The organism is Sphingobacterium sp. Ag1 (genome assembly GCF_000988325.1).
Taxonomy (GTDB): Bacteria; Bacteroidota; Bacteroidia; order Sphingobacteriales; family Sphingobacteriaceae; genus Sphingobacterium.
Genome location: NZ_LBGU01000035.1, coordinates 1 through 16014, shown reverse-complemented (window position 1 = coordinate 16014; position 16014 = coordinate 1). Strand labels below are relative to the sequence as shown.

Genomic DNA, 16014 nt, shown 5'->3' with positions numbered 1-16014 from the left:
ATAGAGTCCCTAGATTGGGTTGATACCCTGACAAGAAGAGAAAAAAAATCACAAAGTAATCAGAAAGCGCTGAATACCAGCGCGTATTTTTTTTAAGGCACGGCCTAATTGGGTTTCGACCGTTTTCACAGAGATGTTCATGTGCTCAGCGATCTGTTTATAAGTAAGTCCTTCTTCGCGGGATAATTTGAAAACAAGCTGGCATTTTTCGGGCAGTTCCGAAACAAGCTGATCCAGCCGAACTCGAAGTTCTTCAAACTGAAGCCAATTTTCCGTCGAGTTATCAAAATCTACCCATTCCGTGTCATACTTAAAAGCTTCCTGCTTGTATTGTTGCGCCAGATATTTAAAGACTTTGTATTTAACGGCCACAGCGAGGTAGGAGGCGAGATTGCTTTCAATTTGGAGTTGATGGCGTCTCAGCCAAAGCGAAGTAAAGATGTTTTGTACGATTTCCTGCGCGTCTTCCAGCGAATTTGTTTTGCGCGCAGCCTGGTAATAAAGCTTTTTCCAATAGCGATCATACAAAGCTTCGAAAGCTAAGCTATCGTCTTGTTGAACCAATACAATCAACTCTTCATCTGAATGGCCTCCAAAATCTTTCATGCAAGACAATAATTTGTTTTTCTACGGTTAACGACGTGTAATGCGAATCGCGCTATAAATGTAGGGACTAAATTAGCAATAATGCAACTTTAATCTGTAAAAGCTGGTTTTGAACAGCTAAATACCTATTTTACAAAGACCAAGGGGAGGGCAAATAGGCAAAAAAAAAGAGTATCTGTTGATTCAGGTACTCTTTTTTTACAGGTACTTCTTAGAAGTTTGGTTTCAACAAGTATTTGTCGTAGAATCGGAAAATATGATCCGCAGCCTCTTCGGCAGTATCGACAATACGGTATAGTTTCAAATCTTCTTCGCTGATATATTTGTTAGGAATCATTGTATTCTGAACCCAGTCCATCAACCCTTTCCAATATTCAGAGCCAACCAACACGATCGGAAAACGTGCAATTTTGCCGGTTTGAATCAATGTGATTGCTTCAAAAAGCTCATCCATGGTTCCAAAGCCTCCTGGCATAACAATATAACCCTGAGAATACTTCATGAACATCACTTTTCTGACGAAAAAGTACTTGAATTCAAGTAGTTTGTCGCGATCAATATATTTGTTGTGAAACTGCTCAAATGGTAATTCAATATTTAGACCAACAGACTTTCCTCCGGATTCATAAGCACCTTTATTGGCTGCTTCCATAATTCCAGGTCCACCGCCCGAGATAATACCATAACCGCGTTCTGTCAATAAACTGGCAATATCGACCGCCATTTGATAATATTTGTGTTCACGTGGCGTACGTGCTGATCCAAATATCGATACACAGGGACCAATTTTTGCCAATTTCTCAAATCCGTCCACAAACTCTGACATCACTTTAAAAATCTGCCATGAGTCCTTAACTTTAATTTCCTGCCATGTTTTGTTTTCAAATGCGCGGATAATTTTATCTTCTTTTGTAATGTCCATATATAACGTTATACATTTAATTCTAAATTCCAATTTTTCAAAAAGGAATACAATATAGCTATTTTTTTAATAGTAGCTACTTTTTCTGATTATTCTTACATTTGCATTATGAATTTTTCTTCTAAACTTCTTGAGAATGCCGTCGCTGAATTTGGAAAACTACCAGGCGTAGGGCAAAAGACAGCATTACGACTGGTTTTGCATCTGCTGAAGCAATCCGATGCGGATGTAGCCCGTTTTACAGCCGCTATTGATCGCTTGAAAGAAGATATTCAGTATTGCCAGGAATGTTTCAATATTTCGGATCACAGTATATGTGAGATATGTGCCTCCTTTAAACGTGATAAAAGCTTGATTTGTGTTGTGGAAGATACACGTGATGTGATGGCCATTGAAAATACAAATTCCTATCAAGGTGTATATCATGTATTGGGTGGGTTAATTTCGCCAATGGACGGTATTGGTCCTGCGGATCTAAAAATTGAGGGATTACTCAATCGAATTCAAAGAGGTGAGGTGGAAGAAGTTATTCTGGCACTTTCAGCAACAATGGAAGGGGATACCACCATTTTTTATTTATATCGCAAATTGCGTGAGTTTGATGTTAAAATTACAACCATTGCCCGCGGTATAGCCTTTGGTGGTGAATTGGAATATGTGGATGAACTGACCTTAGGACGGTCCATTGCGACACGGGTGCCTTACGAGCGCAATGTTGGTTAATTGTATTTCAGATAGATTTGTTTCACAGCCTCGTGTATCTTTCTTCCTTTGTCAATCTGTTGTTGTCGCCATAGGCTGTCGGTAATCATATGATTTGCTTTTTTATTTTTTAAGATATTCACATAAGCGATTTTACCGAGTACCGTTTTCCTTAAACCAAGTAATGAACACGAATAGTCTCCCAATAGATAATGATTGTAGTAGAGATGAATTTCACGCATAAGCTTTCGTCCCCATTTGTTTGTGGGGTAGGCTGCTTTAATGGGCTCTTCCATGAGCGCTTTTGCTAAGGCTAAACTATCCTGATCTCCTGATTGTTGGGTCATCGTCCAATAATACAACGCTTCAATAGCTTGCTCCTCGGTGTCGGGTAGCAATTGCGTGGGAATGCCCAGCAATGTCCCGATAAATTTCCAAACATGGAATAAACCATCAACCTCGCTTTTCAATATATTGAATTTCATGCGTTTTAGCCCTGTTAGATAAACAAGAGAGAATCCGAGGTTGGTCGCAAGCATATCCCAAGTGTTTAAAGGGACGCCCCATTTTTCTGTTTGCCACTGACCGTGCTTTAGAATATTTAACCGAGCATACGAATGGATACATCGGGTAAGTAGGATGGCCTCAATGCCGATATTACCCTTTTTCAGTGCATTGTTACCTGTGACGTCAACCCAAAAGGTGACCGTTTCGGTGAGCCTTTTGACAGCACCTTTTTTTAACGCACCTGTAAAAATTAGGGGTTTATTGATGGCACTGGATTCATAGCCCCCCATGAGGACATAGTCCCGTAATACGACAAGTCCTGATAAGCCCGAACGTTGGCTGAGGCCAATGCCTTGCTCTATTTTATCCCAATCTAACCAAGAGGGACTGAGATCCAATGTCTGTAGAAAATTCTGCAATAGGGGTTCGTACGCGGCATCAATAGGCTTTCCTGCAAGTGCATCTTTGAGCAGTTGTTGACCTTGAGGGAAACCAATTTTTAGGTGGAGCTGTTCGACAAGCTGGTCGCAGCTATTGTCAAATTGATCGAGTAAAGGTATACATTGATCGGCAGCCGCGATCGAAGGTTTAGTCGGCAATTTGCGAAGCAATTCCACGCCAAGACCTCTCGACCAATAGAAAGAAAATGAACTTGTATTAACTTGATAACGCTCGGGTATTCGCCTCTCTTTTATTGAGTTGTCCAAGATATATAACCTCCTGTTAATGTGATTGTATTGTTCGATTTATTGAATTTAAAGTCTATATAATCCGTTTGACAAGATAAAAGATCACTGCAGCAAAATTGACGGTCAATTTTAAAATGAAGTCTAAAAGAGCCGCCTGTCTGATCAGCAAAAAAAGTTAGCCTGCTGACGCTAAAGTCACTTAAATGCGGGCCGCCATCTTTATCTTCCAATTGATCGATAACGTAATCATTGATTTCTTTCTGATGTTTGTCGACGAATGGTAGGAGCTCTTGATCGGTGAACGGTATGATTAAACTGTCTTTTTCTATCGCTATTCTGATGCTAATTTCTGCCATTTTATTATAATATGCTAATAAAGATCTCTCCAGTTTGGGATATATAGATTGAAAATTGCTTCTGTTTCCTTCCGGGTCTTATCCGCAAATTTACAGAAAGCCTTTAGAATAATTAGATTGATGTGTTCTTTTTTAAAATCAATGAGTCGATTTGAAAATTGAAATCCACCTTCAACGATTCTAAAATCACTTTTGGGTAGTTTGCGGATGGTTACTGTTGCTACATCATATATATCCAATTGCTCCTCCCAGTAAGCAATTTGCTTGACGACTTCATGGAAGAGTAATTCCTGGCACCATTTGTACAGTAAGTTCAAGGTATTTGTGTTCTTCTTTTGATATACACATATACTCGTTGCTGTCAATTCAACAGTTGGTAGCATTGCGGACGTATAAATCTTGACCAAATAAGGTTTTCCAAATAGGTAGTAGGGATCTTCCAGATAGGAATAGGATGAATCTTCGGATTTACTTTCTGGAGGATTTAGCTTAATGTACTCTTTGAGGAAAGCAACATCGCAATGCGCTGGAGCGTATACACGATAGGGTGATGAACTACCTAGAATCTGGATGTAATCTTTATTCCAAAGTACTATTTCGTAAAATATACTCCCTATTTCAATTTGCATGTTTCGATCTTAAGTTGGAAATGAGCCATAGGCATTCGACCTAAATCAGACCCTATAAACTATTTCAAGGTAACGTTTTTTTGATATTAATCAATAATGATAATCGTAACAATTTCTGTCAATAATTGCGGGCAAGCTTAAGGGCTTCGTTAGAAAAAATGATAGCCTATTAGTAATCAACTTCGGACTGTAAGCAATATGTCTGTACGATGAAGCCACGGTAATTGCACATAAAAAAGGTGGACTCAACGTGGACTTACTGTGGACTCACTGTGTTTACAGTACGAAGCTGGTCATAAGTTGGAAGTAATTTTTAGTATTGTTACCAGCTCTCACTAGCTTTTGTTTTTTGTTTTAATATTTAGATACTATCTTTGGAATACTGTTTATGTATCAACCCAACGACCATTTTCCAATACTAGATCTGCAAAAATTCCAGGAAGGGATTATTGCGGATTGTGACCTGCTTTTTCACGAACTTATTGGTCCTCGGGAAATTAATGAACCGCATAAACATGATTTTTTTATTCTCTTATTATTTGAAGAGTCTGTAGGTACGCATACCATAGACTTCGATCACTTTACGCTTGGATGTAATCAATTACATCTCGTTTTTCCAGGTCAGGTACATCAGTGGAAGATGGACGACTCGACCCATGCATTGCAGCTCATGATCAGCAGACGTTGGTTCGAAAGCTTATTACCTGCATTGCGATTTCCTATTTCTTATTATCTAAAGCATTTGGTCATTGATCTTTCAGCGATCCACTTTCAGTCGCTATTGGCAGAATTTAAAGCAATTGCAGCTGATCTAGCGGACGACCATATCCTATGGGAATTGATTTACGCGCGCGTTAAAGTAATTGCCCTTCTGATTAGCAAGATCGTTCAGGATAATTATCATGATTATGAACAACATCAGGATAATCCGATTGTGGCAAAATTTGTTCAGCTTATCGATGAATGGTATAAAAGTGAAAAATCCGTTGCTTTTTATGCCGAGAAGCTAAATATATCCGCAAACTATCTGAATGTGTTAAGTAATCGGGTGTTACACAAGTCAGCTTCATTTTTGATTCAGGAACGCGTGTTATTGGAAGCAAAGCGCTTGCTTAAAATTTCGGATAAAACGATCAAAGCTATTGTCTTTGATCTAGGATTTTACGATAATGCAAGCTTCAGCAAGTTTTTTAAATGCCATACAAATATGACACCAAGTCAGTTTAAAGCGCAGCCATAATTTATACACAAGCTGTGATAATTCGTACAAGGATCATTGTCCCAAATCACTTAGCTTTGGTGAAAATGATTTAAGCATGAATGAAATCAATCAAAATCAAGATACTTATTTGTTGAGGAACGTATTACTAGAAACAGGCTTTCTTTATGAGAAGGAAGAAATTGTTGCTACGAAAACGGCATTATTTGATATTCAAATCGAGGCAAATAAAATAAAAAATATAGAGCCAGCGCAATCGGGGATTGACGGAAAAGGCTTTGACATGAAAGGTAAATTGGCCTTACCGCCATTCCGTGACATGCACATTCATTTAGATAAAACTTTATACGGCCTGCCCTGGAAGGCGGTATTTCCAAAAAACAGGACTGTAAAAGATATGATTGCCAAGGAACAGATCATCATCCCTGAATTGTTGAAAACCTCTGTCGAACGTGCCGAAAAATTGATTGCGCTATTGCAGGGCTACGGAACTAATTTTGCGCGTACACATTTTAATGTAGACCCAACATCGGGGACGAAGTCATTGGAACATCTGTTACAGGCACTGGAACATTTAAAGTATTCCTTTGCTGCAGAACTGGTCGCATTCCCCCAACATGGTCTATTCTATACAGAATCCGCTAAGCTAATGGAGGAAGTTGCAAAATGGGAACAGGTGGATTTTATCGGTGGTTTGGATCCCTTTAGTATTGACGGCAGTATCGAGAAACCGATGGACTTGACGGTTCGACTTGCATTGGACAATAACAAGGGAATCGATATCCACTTGCATGAAGGTGGAGAATCAGGTGTTAAGACTATGGAATATTTGATTGATAAAGCATTGGAAAACCCCGCATTACAGGGACGCACATTTATCAGTCATGCTTTCGCCTTAGGCTACCTGCCGAAAAAAGACTTAGAACACATGGCCGAACGACTGGCAGAAGCGAAAGTCGGTATATGCAGTTCGGTTCCTTTCCGCAATATGTTGATGCCATTTCGGGAATTGAAAAAGGCGGGAGTGGAAGTTTTTGTTGGGAACGACAATGTTCAGGATCATTGGGGTACTTTTGGTAGTGGGAATATGCTTCAGAAAGCCAATCTAGCCGCGCAATTATATGGTTATGAAACTGAATTCGAGCTATCTCGTTGCCTTTGTTATGCGACCAATGGCAAAATCCCGCTTGATGACCACGGGAATTCGGTATGGCCGAAAGTAGGAGATGATGCTAGCCTTCTTTTTGTCGACGCGAGTTGTTCAGCAGAAGCAGTTTCTCGGATCTCGACCGTCCATGGGCTTATTCATCAGGGAAATCTCGTCAAATGGAACAATAGTTCACAAGCTTGATTAAAATAGCACATAATAAGAACATTTGACATGCCAATTTATCGTCTGGGGAATTGGCATGCTCATTTTTTAGGAGGGATGACGGTTAATGTAGGAAAGTCGTCTTGCAGTAGTCTATTTTATAAGAACCTTGCTCATGGACCAATTGAACCTCGTTTTTGGTTCGGATATTATCGCCGTAATCAATAAATACGATAAACTTGCTCTCCGTTATTTTGTCGATTTTAACATCCTTGATATCCAATGCGTCGTCATTACCTCTTCCAAATAACCAGGTTTCCGCTGTATATAAGGGATAGATTTTTTCCCATTTAGCTTTGTAAGCTGCTTCAGCTTTGGGCAGTTCTTCATCTGTGAGGTTAGATGGCCCGTAAATTTCATTGGCATCTTTTAAGAACGCCTGAAAGCGTTTGGTACATAAGGCATCTTCTTTGTCCAGATAGTAACAATATTTTCCGGATGCAGAACTTTTACATTTAAAAATCTCTTTTAACCAATCTTCCGCTTGCTGATGCTGAGCAATTGTCGTGTTTTGCTTCGCTGTGCCTGTGCCGTCGTTGATTAAAACCTGCTTTGCAGGATGTTCCACTGCAGTGCTTTTATGGTTTCTCGTTGGATTTATACAGCTCGCAAGCATGTAAAACAGCAGTATTGTTGCATGTAAACTTTTCATCTTTTGATATCGTCTTTTATTTGGGTGTAAAATTAGAATATAAATCCCATAACACGATCACGGATTACCGCTATATTTCTACAGCATATTTGCCAAAAAATCCTATTTCCCATTCTTGTTGAAATAAAGCAAAGCTCCGTGTGCCGATCGTGTGGCGTATAAACGCAATACATCTGCGTAGTTAAGAGTCCCTTGTTTATTTCTGATGCTAATTATTTATTTTTAATTGCTGTATAACAGCATTTTATATTTTCTCTAATTTTTTTTTACTTCTTTTTTTTCTTACGCAAATTCCCTGCGCATTAACCCAACGATATTTGTAATGTCAACAATGACAAACGTTCTTTGATGAAATTATAGCGAATAGCTTTAAGATATATACTTTGTGATGAAGTATTAAAGAAGCCTTTCTTCTTCAGTGGCATCCTGGTCACCTGTTTCAGTATAGCAGGTTAGTATTGTTCTCTATGAGAATCAATATACTGATAAAACGAGAAGTTGAAAGGAAGTGCTCGTGTTAGAGGTTCGAGTCCTCTCCCGTAAAAAGGTAGCTCAAGGGTAGAGCAGAGCAGATAGTTGTGGGTCGTAGGTTCGATTCCTACTCCTGAGCAATCAGGATAGTTCAGTCTGGGTAGAACAACAGCTCAATCGTGTGGGTTCGAATCCCACTTCCATTTTCGGATGGAATAGCATAAGGGTATTGCACCGAACTGTCCATTCGGACATTCAAAGTTAAGACCTTCTTTAAAAAGGTCATTTGGTAGAAGCTTGCTATCTTTTTATCCTGCTTATGCGCTGTTTTCATGCGATTATGCAATTGATTGATGGCCTGAGATTCCTAAGATGTGGTATTTGAATTTATACTAAAAAGTCGTGACCAATAGGATGGGGTATTTGTTCACCGACTTTTGATTTTAAAAGCGGGTACTTGGGCTTTTGAATCCCGCTTGAGGTCAAGGGATAAAAAATAGCAGGTTTTATAATAGCAATAATGAAAATTTAAAAGAATATACAAATGAAAAGAGTACAGATAACTACAGCAGAAATCGGATTGGTTATTAAAAACAATATGGTGGTCCGTGTTTTAAAATCCGGTAACTATTGGTTGAGATTTGGTGAAAAACTGGAGAAATATACAACTACTCATCCATTTCCTTCCGATCGTAATATCGATGTGCTTTTGCAGTTGGCAGGTTTTAGTGAATTGGTCGACATCGTTGAGGTGGGCGATACGGAGATTTGTCTTGTTTTTTTGAATAATAATTTCGAAAAGACGTTAGCCTCTGGCAGACATGTTTTTTGGAAGGAATTGCGTGAACGCAGATTTCAACTGGAAGACATTGCGGAGATTGAGGTTCCGGCATCTTTAAATCGTCAGTTGTTGGAGAAACAGAGTTTGAGCTATTATGTACGTCAGTATAAAATTGAACCAAATGAGAAAGCCCTGCTTTTTGTAGACGGTGTGTTTGTGGATATCTTGAAGTCGGGAACGTATTATTGGTGGAAGAATGCAAAAACTATAGCGATTTCAAAAGCTGATATGCGGGTTTTGACCTTGGAGGTGGTAGGACAGGAGATCTTGTCTAAAGATAAGGCACAGATCAGAATCAATTTCACGCTGCAATATCAGATTGTGGATATTGTCAAAGCACTATTGAATAATAAAGACTATGAGAAGCAATTGTATTCGTTGATGCAGTTGACCCTACGGTCCTATATCGGGCAGATGACGTTAGACGAGCTGATGGAGCGGAAGACTGAAATACAAGGCTATATCTTAGAAAATACATTACAACAGGTTGCGAGCTTGGGACTAACACTGTTGACCTGCGGTGTTAAAGATGTTATTTTACCAGGGGATGTGCGGGACATCATGAACCAGGTGTTGATTGCAGAGAAGAGGGCGCAGGCAAATAGCATCATGCGTCGCGAAGAGACCGCTTCGACACGGAGTTTGTTGAATACGGCGAAGCTGATGGAAGAAAACAGTATGTTGTTTAAGTTGAAGGAAATGGAATATGTCGAAAAGATCGCAGAAAAGATCAATACGATTTCGGTTTCCGGAAATGGACAGATTGTTGACCAACTCAAACAATTGTTTGTGAAATAAAAGATTATTAAATTGAAAGAGGTGCAGGTAGCAACGTAAAGAGCTGTTGTTACCTGCTTTGGAGAAGTTGTAAAGCTACTCTATAACATTAGAAAGTAAGAAAATGGAAAATAAGAGAATAAACGGCAATGACTTAATTGCTTTGGGATATAAAGAAAATCATAGCTTGGGCGTAGCGCTGAAGATCAACAGTAAAAGACACGGTTTTACGCGGGCAGAAATGCTTGAAAAGTTTAAAGCTGTTTTGGAAAATCCGACCAGCTATTCTGATGATGCTGTTTTCGGAATTTTAGCGAGTGCTCTGCTTGGGCAAGAGGCAATTGACAAGTCATTAATTGTCTTGAACGAAAACCCGGCGGATTATACCATTTACGGTTCGTCTGAAATTGAAACAGGGGCGAAAGCACAGATGAATATCGCCATGAAATTACCAGTTTCGGTTGCCGGAGCATTGATGCCAGACGCCCATCAAGGATACGGATTGCCAATCGGAGGAGTTCTGGCGACAAATAATGCCGTGATCCCTTATGGTGTTGGTGTCGATATTGGCTGTCGTATGGCTTTGTCCATCTTTGATCTACCGGGGTCATTTGTGGAGCACAATATAATGACGCTGAAAGATATTATTCTACGCAACAGTAAATTTGGGGCTGGTAATGGATACCTGAAACATGAACGCGTAGATCATGCTGTACTGGAAAACAAATTATTCAATGAAAACAGCTTGCTTTCCTCCTTGAAGGATAAAGCCTGGACCCAATTGGGCTCTTCCGGTGGCGGGAATCATTTTGTGGAATTTGGTATAGTCGAATTTGAGGAAAGAGATGAGGTTTTAAACATTGATAGCGGCAGTTATTTGGGTTTGTTGACACATTCGGGTTCAAGAGGAATGGGCGCTACCCTAGCAGCACATTATACCAAGCTGGCCAAATCCGTATGTAAGTTACCTTATCAAGCGGAAAATCTGGCTTATTTGGACCTGGATAGCCATGAGGGACAGGAGTATTGGCTGGCCATGAATCTCGCTGGCGATTATGCGTCAGCCTGCCACGAAGTGATCCATGACAAGATCACGTTGGCTTTAGGAGCTGAATTGTTGGCGAAAGTTGAAAATCACCACAATTTTGCATGGAAGGAAACTTGGAATGGTCAAGATGTTATTGTACACCGAAAGGGTGCGACGCCCGCTGCAAAAGGGGTAATGGGGATTATTCCGGGCTCCATGGCGACACCAGGGTTTTTGGTTCGCGGAAAAGGGGAGTCGAATGCTATACAATCGGCATCTCATGGGGCAGGTCGACTGATGAGCCGTACACAAGCGATTAAAACCTTATCTTCCCATGACCTTCATGCGATGCTTAAAGATCAAGGTGTTATGCTGCTCGGAGCAGGGATGGATGAAGCGCCGATGGCCTATAAAGACATCCACACTGTCATGGCTTCACAAAAAGATCTTGTTGATGTCGTGGCCAAATTTTCGCCCAAGATTGTCCGTATGGCCGATGATGGGAGCAGAGAAGACTAATGGCAAGAAAAAGCGGCTCAGATTTATGTCTGAGCCGCTTTCGTGTTTAATTTCTTTTGATTACCTGGCCGTCGCCACTTCCTTATAGGTGTATACGTTATAAGGATATAGTTTTTTAGCTAGCGCTTTCGCAATAAAACTGCTGATGAGCAGGGGGGCTAGTAATAAATATCCGGAAGGAACAAGGCTTGCAATAATAAAGATCGCCGTGAAAGGTGCATGTATAGCCGCAGAAAGCATTGCTGCAGCACCAAAAAGAGCAAAATTAATAACCACCAATTGTGTGCCTAGATAATGGTTGCAAAGCTGTGCAAACAAAACGCCTAACAATGCACCTGTAACAATACTGGGAGCAAAAACGCCGCCGTCACCACCAGCACCTAGCGTCAGAGAAGCCACAAAAGGTTTTAAGAGAACAAGCAGGATCAACGGAAGAAAGTAAAGTAAATTGACAGAATCATGCAGACTGCTTTTTAGAATCTCTCCAAGACCATGATAGCTGTCGCCATAGAGTACCGGTAAGAAAAAGATAAACGTTCCAACGGTGATTGCACCCAAGTTGACACGGATAAAATTACTTTTTATGCCTGCAAAATAAGACTTCGCATAAATTACCGTTTTAGTAAAATATAATGCTAAAATCCCGCCAATCAATCCCAAAATAGCGACAAAAGGGATCGCCTGCCATCGCCATGCTTTTACCTCAAATGTAAACAAAGGACTTGCGTCAAGACAATAAACAAATACGGAAGCCACGGCCATTGAAGTTAGTCCGCTAATGAGCAAGGTCTTGTTATATCTGCGTGCAATTACCTCAAAAGCAAAAAGAAAACCACCCAATGCACTTCCAAACAACAGGGTGACTCCAGCGATTACGCCAGCGCAGATCAACTCGGTTTTGTAAGCCCAAGCTGGATGTAATCGCTTATACGCTTGGTTACCCACCGTGGCTGATGCAACAACTGTAGAAACTTCAACACCGGTTGACCCACCAAAAACTACCGTTAGAAAACCATTGATATAATGTGAAGGAATCTTAAAAAAAGGTAAATGGTCTTTTCTTGTTTCCAGTGTCGTATAGATTTCTTTGATCCCTTTGTTTTTTCTGTTTTGAAAAAGGTATTTCCGTAAGAAGTAAATCGCTGTAATACCTATGCTGGGTAAAATAATAAAAAGTTTGGCATCCCAGGAAGATACACTCTCAAACAATTCTTCCTGTACATAAGCTGTGCTGTGTTTGAGGCTGTATGCCAATACACAACAAACGATACTGACGAGCGCTGAACTTCCAATTAATTTTAGATAGCTATATCGAACAACTTTTTTTCTGTATGTCGTATTGCCTTGCATCATGTTTTTCTTTAAATCGGCACAAAGGTAAGGGTTATTTAGTTTAAAATAAACGATAAATACCTTAACACATACGTTTTTTTACGATAAAGACCCTAATGAATGCCTATGTATATATCCACCTTTGCATCGTGTGGGTTTTGGGCTTTTTCGCCATATATTTCGAGGTCTGCGGCATACGTTCTTGGTAAATCCGAACGCCATATCCTTTGCCAAGTTTCATAAACGATGCCATCTTCCAAATTTCCTTCTGCTGTAAAATGTCGGTAATGGTTTTCAGCGATATGAATACCGTCCAAGTCTTCGGGTAGTTCTTCAAGATTGCTGACTTTACAGCCTAATAAAGTCGTATAAGGCAATGTGTGATCTTTTTCATATTCGGTATAGATACAATAGAGTTCGCTGGATATCTTGTTGGGAATACGGCTCAACACATCTTCTTTAAAAAAGCGGGCCCAAAGTTCTGGAATGTCTTTCGCCGCCTGCCCATTTTGGTTGCTTGTACGGATGGCAAGACCTATTATACTGAATGAAGGGATTATTTTATTATTCATTTCGCTTAGTTTTCCCCAAAGTTAGATCGGCCAATGACAACCCTATGTCATGACTAAAGAGCTAATGTTGTTTTTTCCAGATTTTATCTACTTGGGACAGATATTCTGCCAAGGCAGCTGAACCATACCAGGGGTAAAACGAAGCTTCTAAGAGGCCGTTTTTTACCGCTGGATCGTTCTCTAAAATATGCTTTGCCGCATCAGTTGAAGCCATGTTATTTAAGATAAAAAGGCCCCGAAAGTTGTCGTCATTTTTTCCAAATGGGCCAGCAACAATCAATTGCCCATTTTTTACGAGACGATTGATATTTTCCATGTGACCTTTGAAACATTCATTAATGAATTGTTTGTCTGTTGTTTTATTCTCGCCAGTTTTGAGGAGGACAAAGATGTAGGATTTCATTCCATAATCATCAGCCCCCAATTTTTTTGCGAGCTCTTGATCGTAATTTGGGTTTCCTTCAGTCGTGGTCGGTGCAATTCTGCTCGCATAAAAAGACCTGGCTCTTCCCGATTTTCCTTCCACTACAATGTGAAGTCGGTTTGTGGCGACTGGTGTGTACCGAATGTAATTGGGGAAATCATGGGCCTCATTGATAAACGAATAGGTACTATCCTGATAACTTAGTTCAAAATTGACTTCTTTTCCATGGTTTTGTCCGATGACCAGTGCTGTGTATACAACTTTATCCTTTATTTTGGTCAATTTTAGGTATTCACTGACGATCTTTTGCCCATTTTTCAACGTATAGGAAAGTCCCTTTAATTCGTGTTCATTTATACGATCCCATTGTTCGTATTGCTCCTTATTGTCCAGCTTCCATGTCCCTTCCAAGAACGATGGAAAAGATACTTGTGAAAAAAGCGGTTGGGCAGCTCCCCAGAAAAAGAGCAGGGTGGCTATTACAATTGTTTTCATATAGGTTTTAAATTTTGAAGGTTAGGGACTTTTAAAGAAAAAGTATGCAGCGAAATCCACGTGCGGCATAATAGGAGATTGCGCCATTATGATAGGTAAAGACTTGGTTGTAACGTCGGTCACAGAATAAGGCACCTCCAAGCTTGCGGATGGCATCTGGTGTTTGTATCCAGCTGGAAGTTTTTAAATCAAATTCACCTAATTGTTGAAGTTGGCGATATTGTTCTTCATTCAGTAGCTCAGTCCCCATTTTCTTAGCTTCGTCCACAGCATTCCCAATAGGCTTGTTTTCTTTCCTTTCATCCATGGCTCTTTGGTCAAAACAGAGGCTTCTTCTTCCTTTGGGACTTTCTTCAGCACAATCCACAAAAGCATACTGTTCTTTGTTTGCATCAATCAGAATAAGGTCGGGTTCGCCAGCGCTCTTTTCCATTTGGAACAAGCTCCATAATTTCTTGGGATTTTCAAGTAATTTATGCGCGACATCATCCCAACTGATCTGTGGATGTCTTTTAGGAAATTTCTGAAACCTTTGTTTTAGTGTTTCAAGTAGGATTGACTGTTCCTGCAGTGTAAGTGAATTTTTCATAACGGTTGTCCTTGTGGTATTAAAATTACGTATTTAAATCAAATGTAATGTAGCTTAATATTACAAATGGATTAAATTCTTTAGTTCAAAATTGAATTAAATTTATATTTTTACGTTCAATTTTTATATAAATATGGCTTCAGGAATATTTGCAATACTAGATGATATTGCAGCGTTGATGGATGATGTAGCAGTGGCGAGCAAAATCGCAACAAAAAAAACTGCTGGAATCTTAGGTGACGATTTAGCGGTAAATGCAGAGAAAGCGACTGGTTTTTTGGCTTCACGTGAGCTCCCAGTTTTATGGGCAATTACAAAGGGTTCGCTGCTCAATAAGTTGATCATTGTACCTATTGCTTTATTACTGAACGTCTTTTTTCCAATTGCCATCAAATATATTTTAATTTTGGGCGGTTTCTACCTTGCTTTTGAAGGTGTTGAAAAGATTATTGAATACCTGTTTCACCGCAAACATGCTACAGAAGAAACGAAAGTAGAGACTGTCGTTGCTGAAAACTCAGTTGCTGTTGAAAAAGCGAAGGTAAAATCGGCTATCACGACAGACTTTATTCTTTCCGTGGAGATCGTCATTATCGCTTTAGGAACAGTTCTTGGAAAAAGCTTGTCCTTACAAATTATTACGGTTTCGGTTGTTGCTTTTTTAGCCACAGTTGGAGTCTATGGTATTGTAGCACTTATCGTTCGGATGGACGATGCTGGTTATAAATTGATTAAAACCTCCCGTGAGAAAGGCCCTGTAGCGAGTCTAGGTCGTTTTTTAGTCCGCGCACTGCCTTTTGTTATCAAGTTATTGGCTGTGGTTGGTACATTTGCTTTAATTTTGGTTTCAGGCGGAATTTTTGCGCATTATATTGATTTCTTACATCACGCGCTACCCGCTCTGCCAAGCATGCTAAAAGAGCTGTTATTTGGCCTAGGTGGAGGCATAATTGTGGTGGTTTTATTTACGATCGGCAAAATGCTGTTTAAAAAGAAAAAATAACCTTATACTGATCATTGATGATCAGCAACCGAAAAAGGCAACAGATAGATCTGTTGTCTTGTTTGGTTGCTGATGTTTAAATTATATCTGTTGCCTCTGCCGCAGCATCTATTTCCACACGTTCGCCTTTTGTATTAATCAAAATTACATCGTCCGAATCCGCTAATGAAACAGAAGCCACGCCATCACTGAACGAGGTAGCTCCACTGTATATAAATGGTATTGCAACTTTTCCCTGACCATCTAAATACCCATACTTTCCACCTTTGCTTGCAAGGAAAAGATTGGGTTCTTCGGTAATTGAAATCAA

General features: G+C 39.9%; 17 protein-coding genes and 1 tRNA gene. 7 read left to right on the top strand and 11 right to left on the bottom strand.

The window, feature by feature from the left end; translation table 11 throughout:
• Positions 1 to 48 precede the first annotated feature (48 nt).
• Entirely contained in the window at positions 49 to 606 is a 558-nt protein-coding gene (locus tag AAW12_RS10000) for an RNA polymerase sigma-70 factor (protein WP_046673483.1), read from the bottom strand.
• Positions 607 to 817: 211 nt separating this feature from the next.
• On the bottom strand, positions 818 to 1522 hold the full coding sequence (locus tag AAW12_RS09995; RefSeq protein WP_046673602.1) for a TIGR00730 family Rossman fold protein: 705 nt from the start codon (positions 1520 to 1522) through the stop codon (positions 818 to 820).
• A gap of 114 nt (positions 1523 to 1636) precedes the next feature.
• Here AAW12_RS09995 and recR point away from each other — a divergent pair, with 114 nt between their 5' ends.
• A complete protein-coding gene (gene recR / locus AAW12_RS09990; protein WP_046673482.1) occupies positions 1637 to 2251 on the top strand; it encodes a recombination mediator RecR in 615 nt (204 codons plus the stop codon).
• Here the strand turns inward: recR and AAW12_RS09985 are convergent.
• The 3 genes from AAW12_RS09985 to AAW12_RS09975 are packed head-to-tail and all read right to left on the bottom strand — an operon-like array spanning position 2248 to position 4411.
• Entirely contained in the window at positions 2248 to 3444 is a 1197-nt protein-coding gene (locus tag AAW12_RS09985; RefSeq protein WP_231585248.1) for an oxygenase MpaB family protein, read from the bottom strand. The two genes, recR and AAW12_RS09985, sit on opposite strands and share 4 nt — an antisense overlap.
• Positions 3429 to 3782, bottom strand: coding sequence for a hypothetical protein (locus tag AAW12_RS09980; protein ID WP_046673481.1), 354 nt, complete (start codon positions 3780 to 3782; stop codon positions 3429 to 3431). Before AAW12_RS09980 ends, AAW12_RS09985 begins: the two co-directional genes overlap by 16 nt.
• A gap of 14 nt (positions 3783 to 3796) precedes the next feature.
• Positions 3797 to 4411, bottom strand: a complete 615-nt coding sequence (locus AAW12_RS09975; RefSeq protein WP_046673480.1) for a hypothetical protein — start codon at positions 4409 to 4411, stop codon at positions 3797 to 3799.
• A 388-nt stretch (positions 4412 to 4799) separates the two neighbouring features.
• Between AAW12_RS09975 and AAW12_RS09970 the strand changes: the two genes are divergently transcribed.
• Positions 4800 to 5651, top strand: coding sequence for an AraC family transcriptional regulator (locus AAW12_RS09970; protein ID WP_046673479.1), 852 nt, complete (start codon positions 4800 to 4802; stop codon positions 5649 to 5651).
• 76 nt (positions 5652 to 5727) lie between these two features.
• The gene (locus AAW12_RS09965; RefSeq protein WP_046673478.1) at positions 5728 to 6981 is read left to right on the top strand and encodes an amidohydrolase; all 1254 of its coding nucleotides are present in this window, start codon (positions 5728 to 5730) and stop codon (positions 6979 to 6981) included.
• An 85-nt stretch (positions 6982 to 7066) separates the two neighbouring features.
• Here AAW12_RS09965 and AAW12_RS09960 read toward each other — a convergent pair whose 3' ends face one another.
• Positions 7067 to 7654, bottom strand: a complete 588-nt coding sequence (locus AAW12_RS09960) for a hypothetical protein (protein WP_231585247.1) — start codon at positions 7652 to 7654, stop codon at positions 7067 to 7069.
• A gap of 546 nt (positions 7655 to 8200) precedes the next feature.
• On the opposite strand from AAW12_RS09960, the gene AAW12_RS26245 reads away from it, so the two are divergent.
• From AAW12_RS26245 to AAW12_RS09945, 3 genes are all read left to right on the top strand, one after another.
• Positions 8201 to 8262 (top strand) — tRNA-OTHER (locus AAW12_RS26245).
• A 407-nt stretch (positions 8263 to 8669) separates the two neighbouring features.
• Positions 8670 to 9764 (top strand): slipin family protein, encoded by a 1095-nt coding sequence (locus AAW12_RS09950; protein WP_046673476.1) that lies wholly within the window; start codon positions 8670 to 8672, stop codon positions 9762 to 9764.
• A gap of 103 nt (positions 9765 to 9867) precedes the next feature.
• Positions 9868 to 11289, top strand: coding sequence for an RtcB family protein (locus tag AAW12_RS09945; protein ID WP_046673475.1), 1422 nt, complete (start codon positions 9868 to 9870; stop codon positions 11287 to 11289).
• Positions 11290 to 11349: 60 nt separating this feature from the next.
• Here the strand turns inward: AAW12_RS09945 and AAW12_RS09940 are convergent, their stop codons facing one another.
• The 4 genes from AAW12_RS09940 to AAW12_RS09925 form a co-directional block, all read right to left on the bottom strand.
• Positions 11350 to 12642: a chloride channel protein gene (locus tag AAW12_RS09940; protein ID WP_231585246.1), complete on the bottom strand. Its 1293-nt coding sequence runs from the start codon at positions 12640 to 12642 to the stop codon at positions 11350 to 11352.
• A gap of 92 nt (positions 12643 to 12734) precedes the next feature.
• Entirely contained in the window at positions 12735 to 13193 is a 459-nt protein-coding gene (locus AAW12_RS09935) for a GyrI-like domain-containing protein (protein WP_046673474.1), read from the bottom strand.
• 61 nt (positions 13194 to 13254) lie between these two features.
• On the bottom strand, positions 13255 to 14112 hold the full coding sequence (locus AAW12_RS09930; protein ID WP_046673473.1) for a DUF6265 family protein: 858 nt from the start codon (positions 14110 to 14112) through the stop codon (positions 13255 to 13257).
• 31 nt (positions 14113 to 14143) lie between these two features.
• Positions 14144 to 14701, bottom strand: coding sequence for a DUF4256 domain-containing protein (locus AAW12_RS09925; protein WP_046673472.1), 558 nt, complete (start codon positions 14699 to 14701; stop codon positions 14144 to 14146).
• Positions 14702 to 14834: 133 nt separating this feature from the next.
• Here AAW12_RS09925 and AAW12_RS09920 point away from each other — a divergent pair, with 133 nt between their 5' ends.
• Positions 14835 to 15704, top strand: coding sequence for a DUF808 domain-containing protein (locus AAW12_RS09920; RefSeq protein WP_046673471.1), 870 nt, complete (start codon positions 14835 to 14837; stop codon positions 15702 to 15704).
• Positions 15705 to 15780: 76 nt separating this feature from the next.
• On the opposite strand, the gene AAW12_RS09915 is transcribed toward AAW12_RS09920, so the two are convergent.
• On the bottom strand, positions 15781 to 16014 hold a 234-nt coding region (locus AAW12_RS09915; RefSeq protein WP_046673470.1), incomplete at its 5' end, for a WG repeat-containing protein.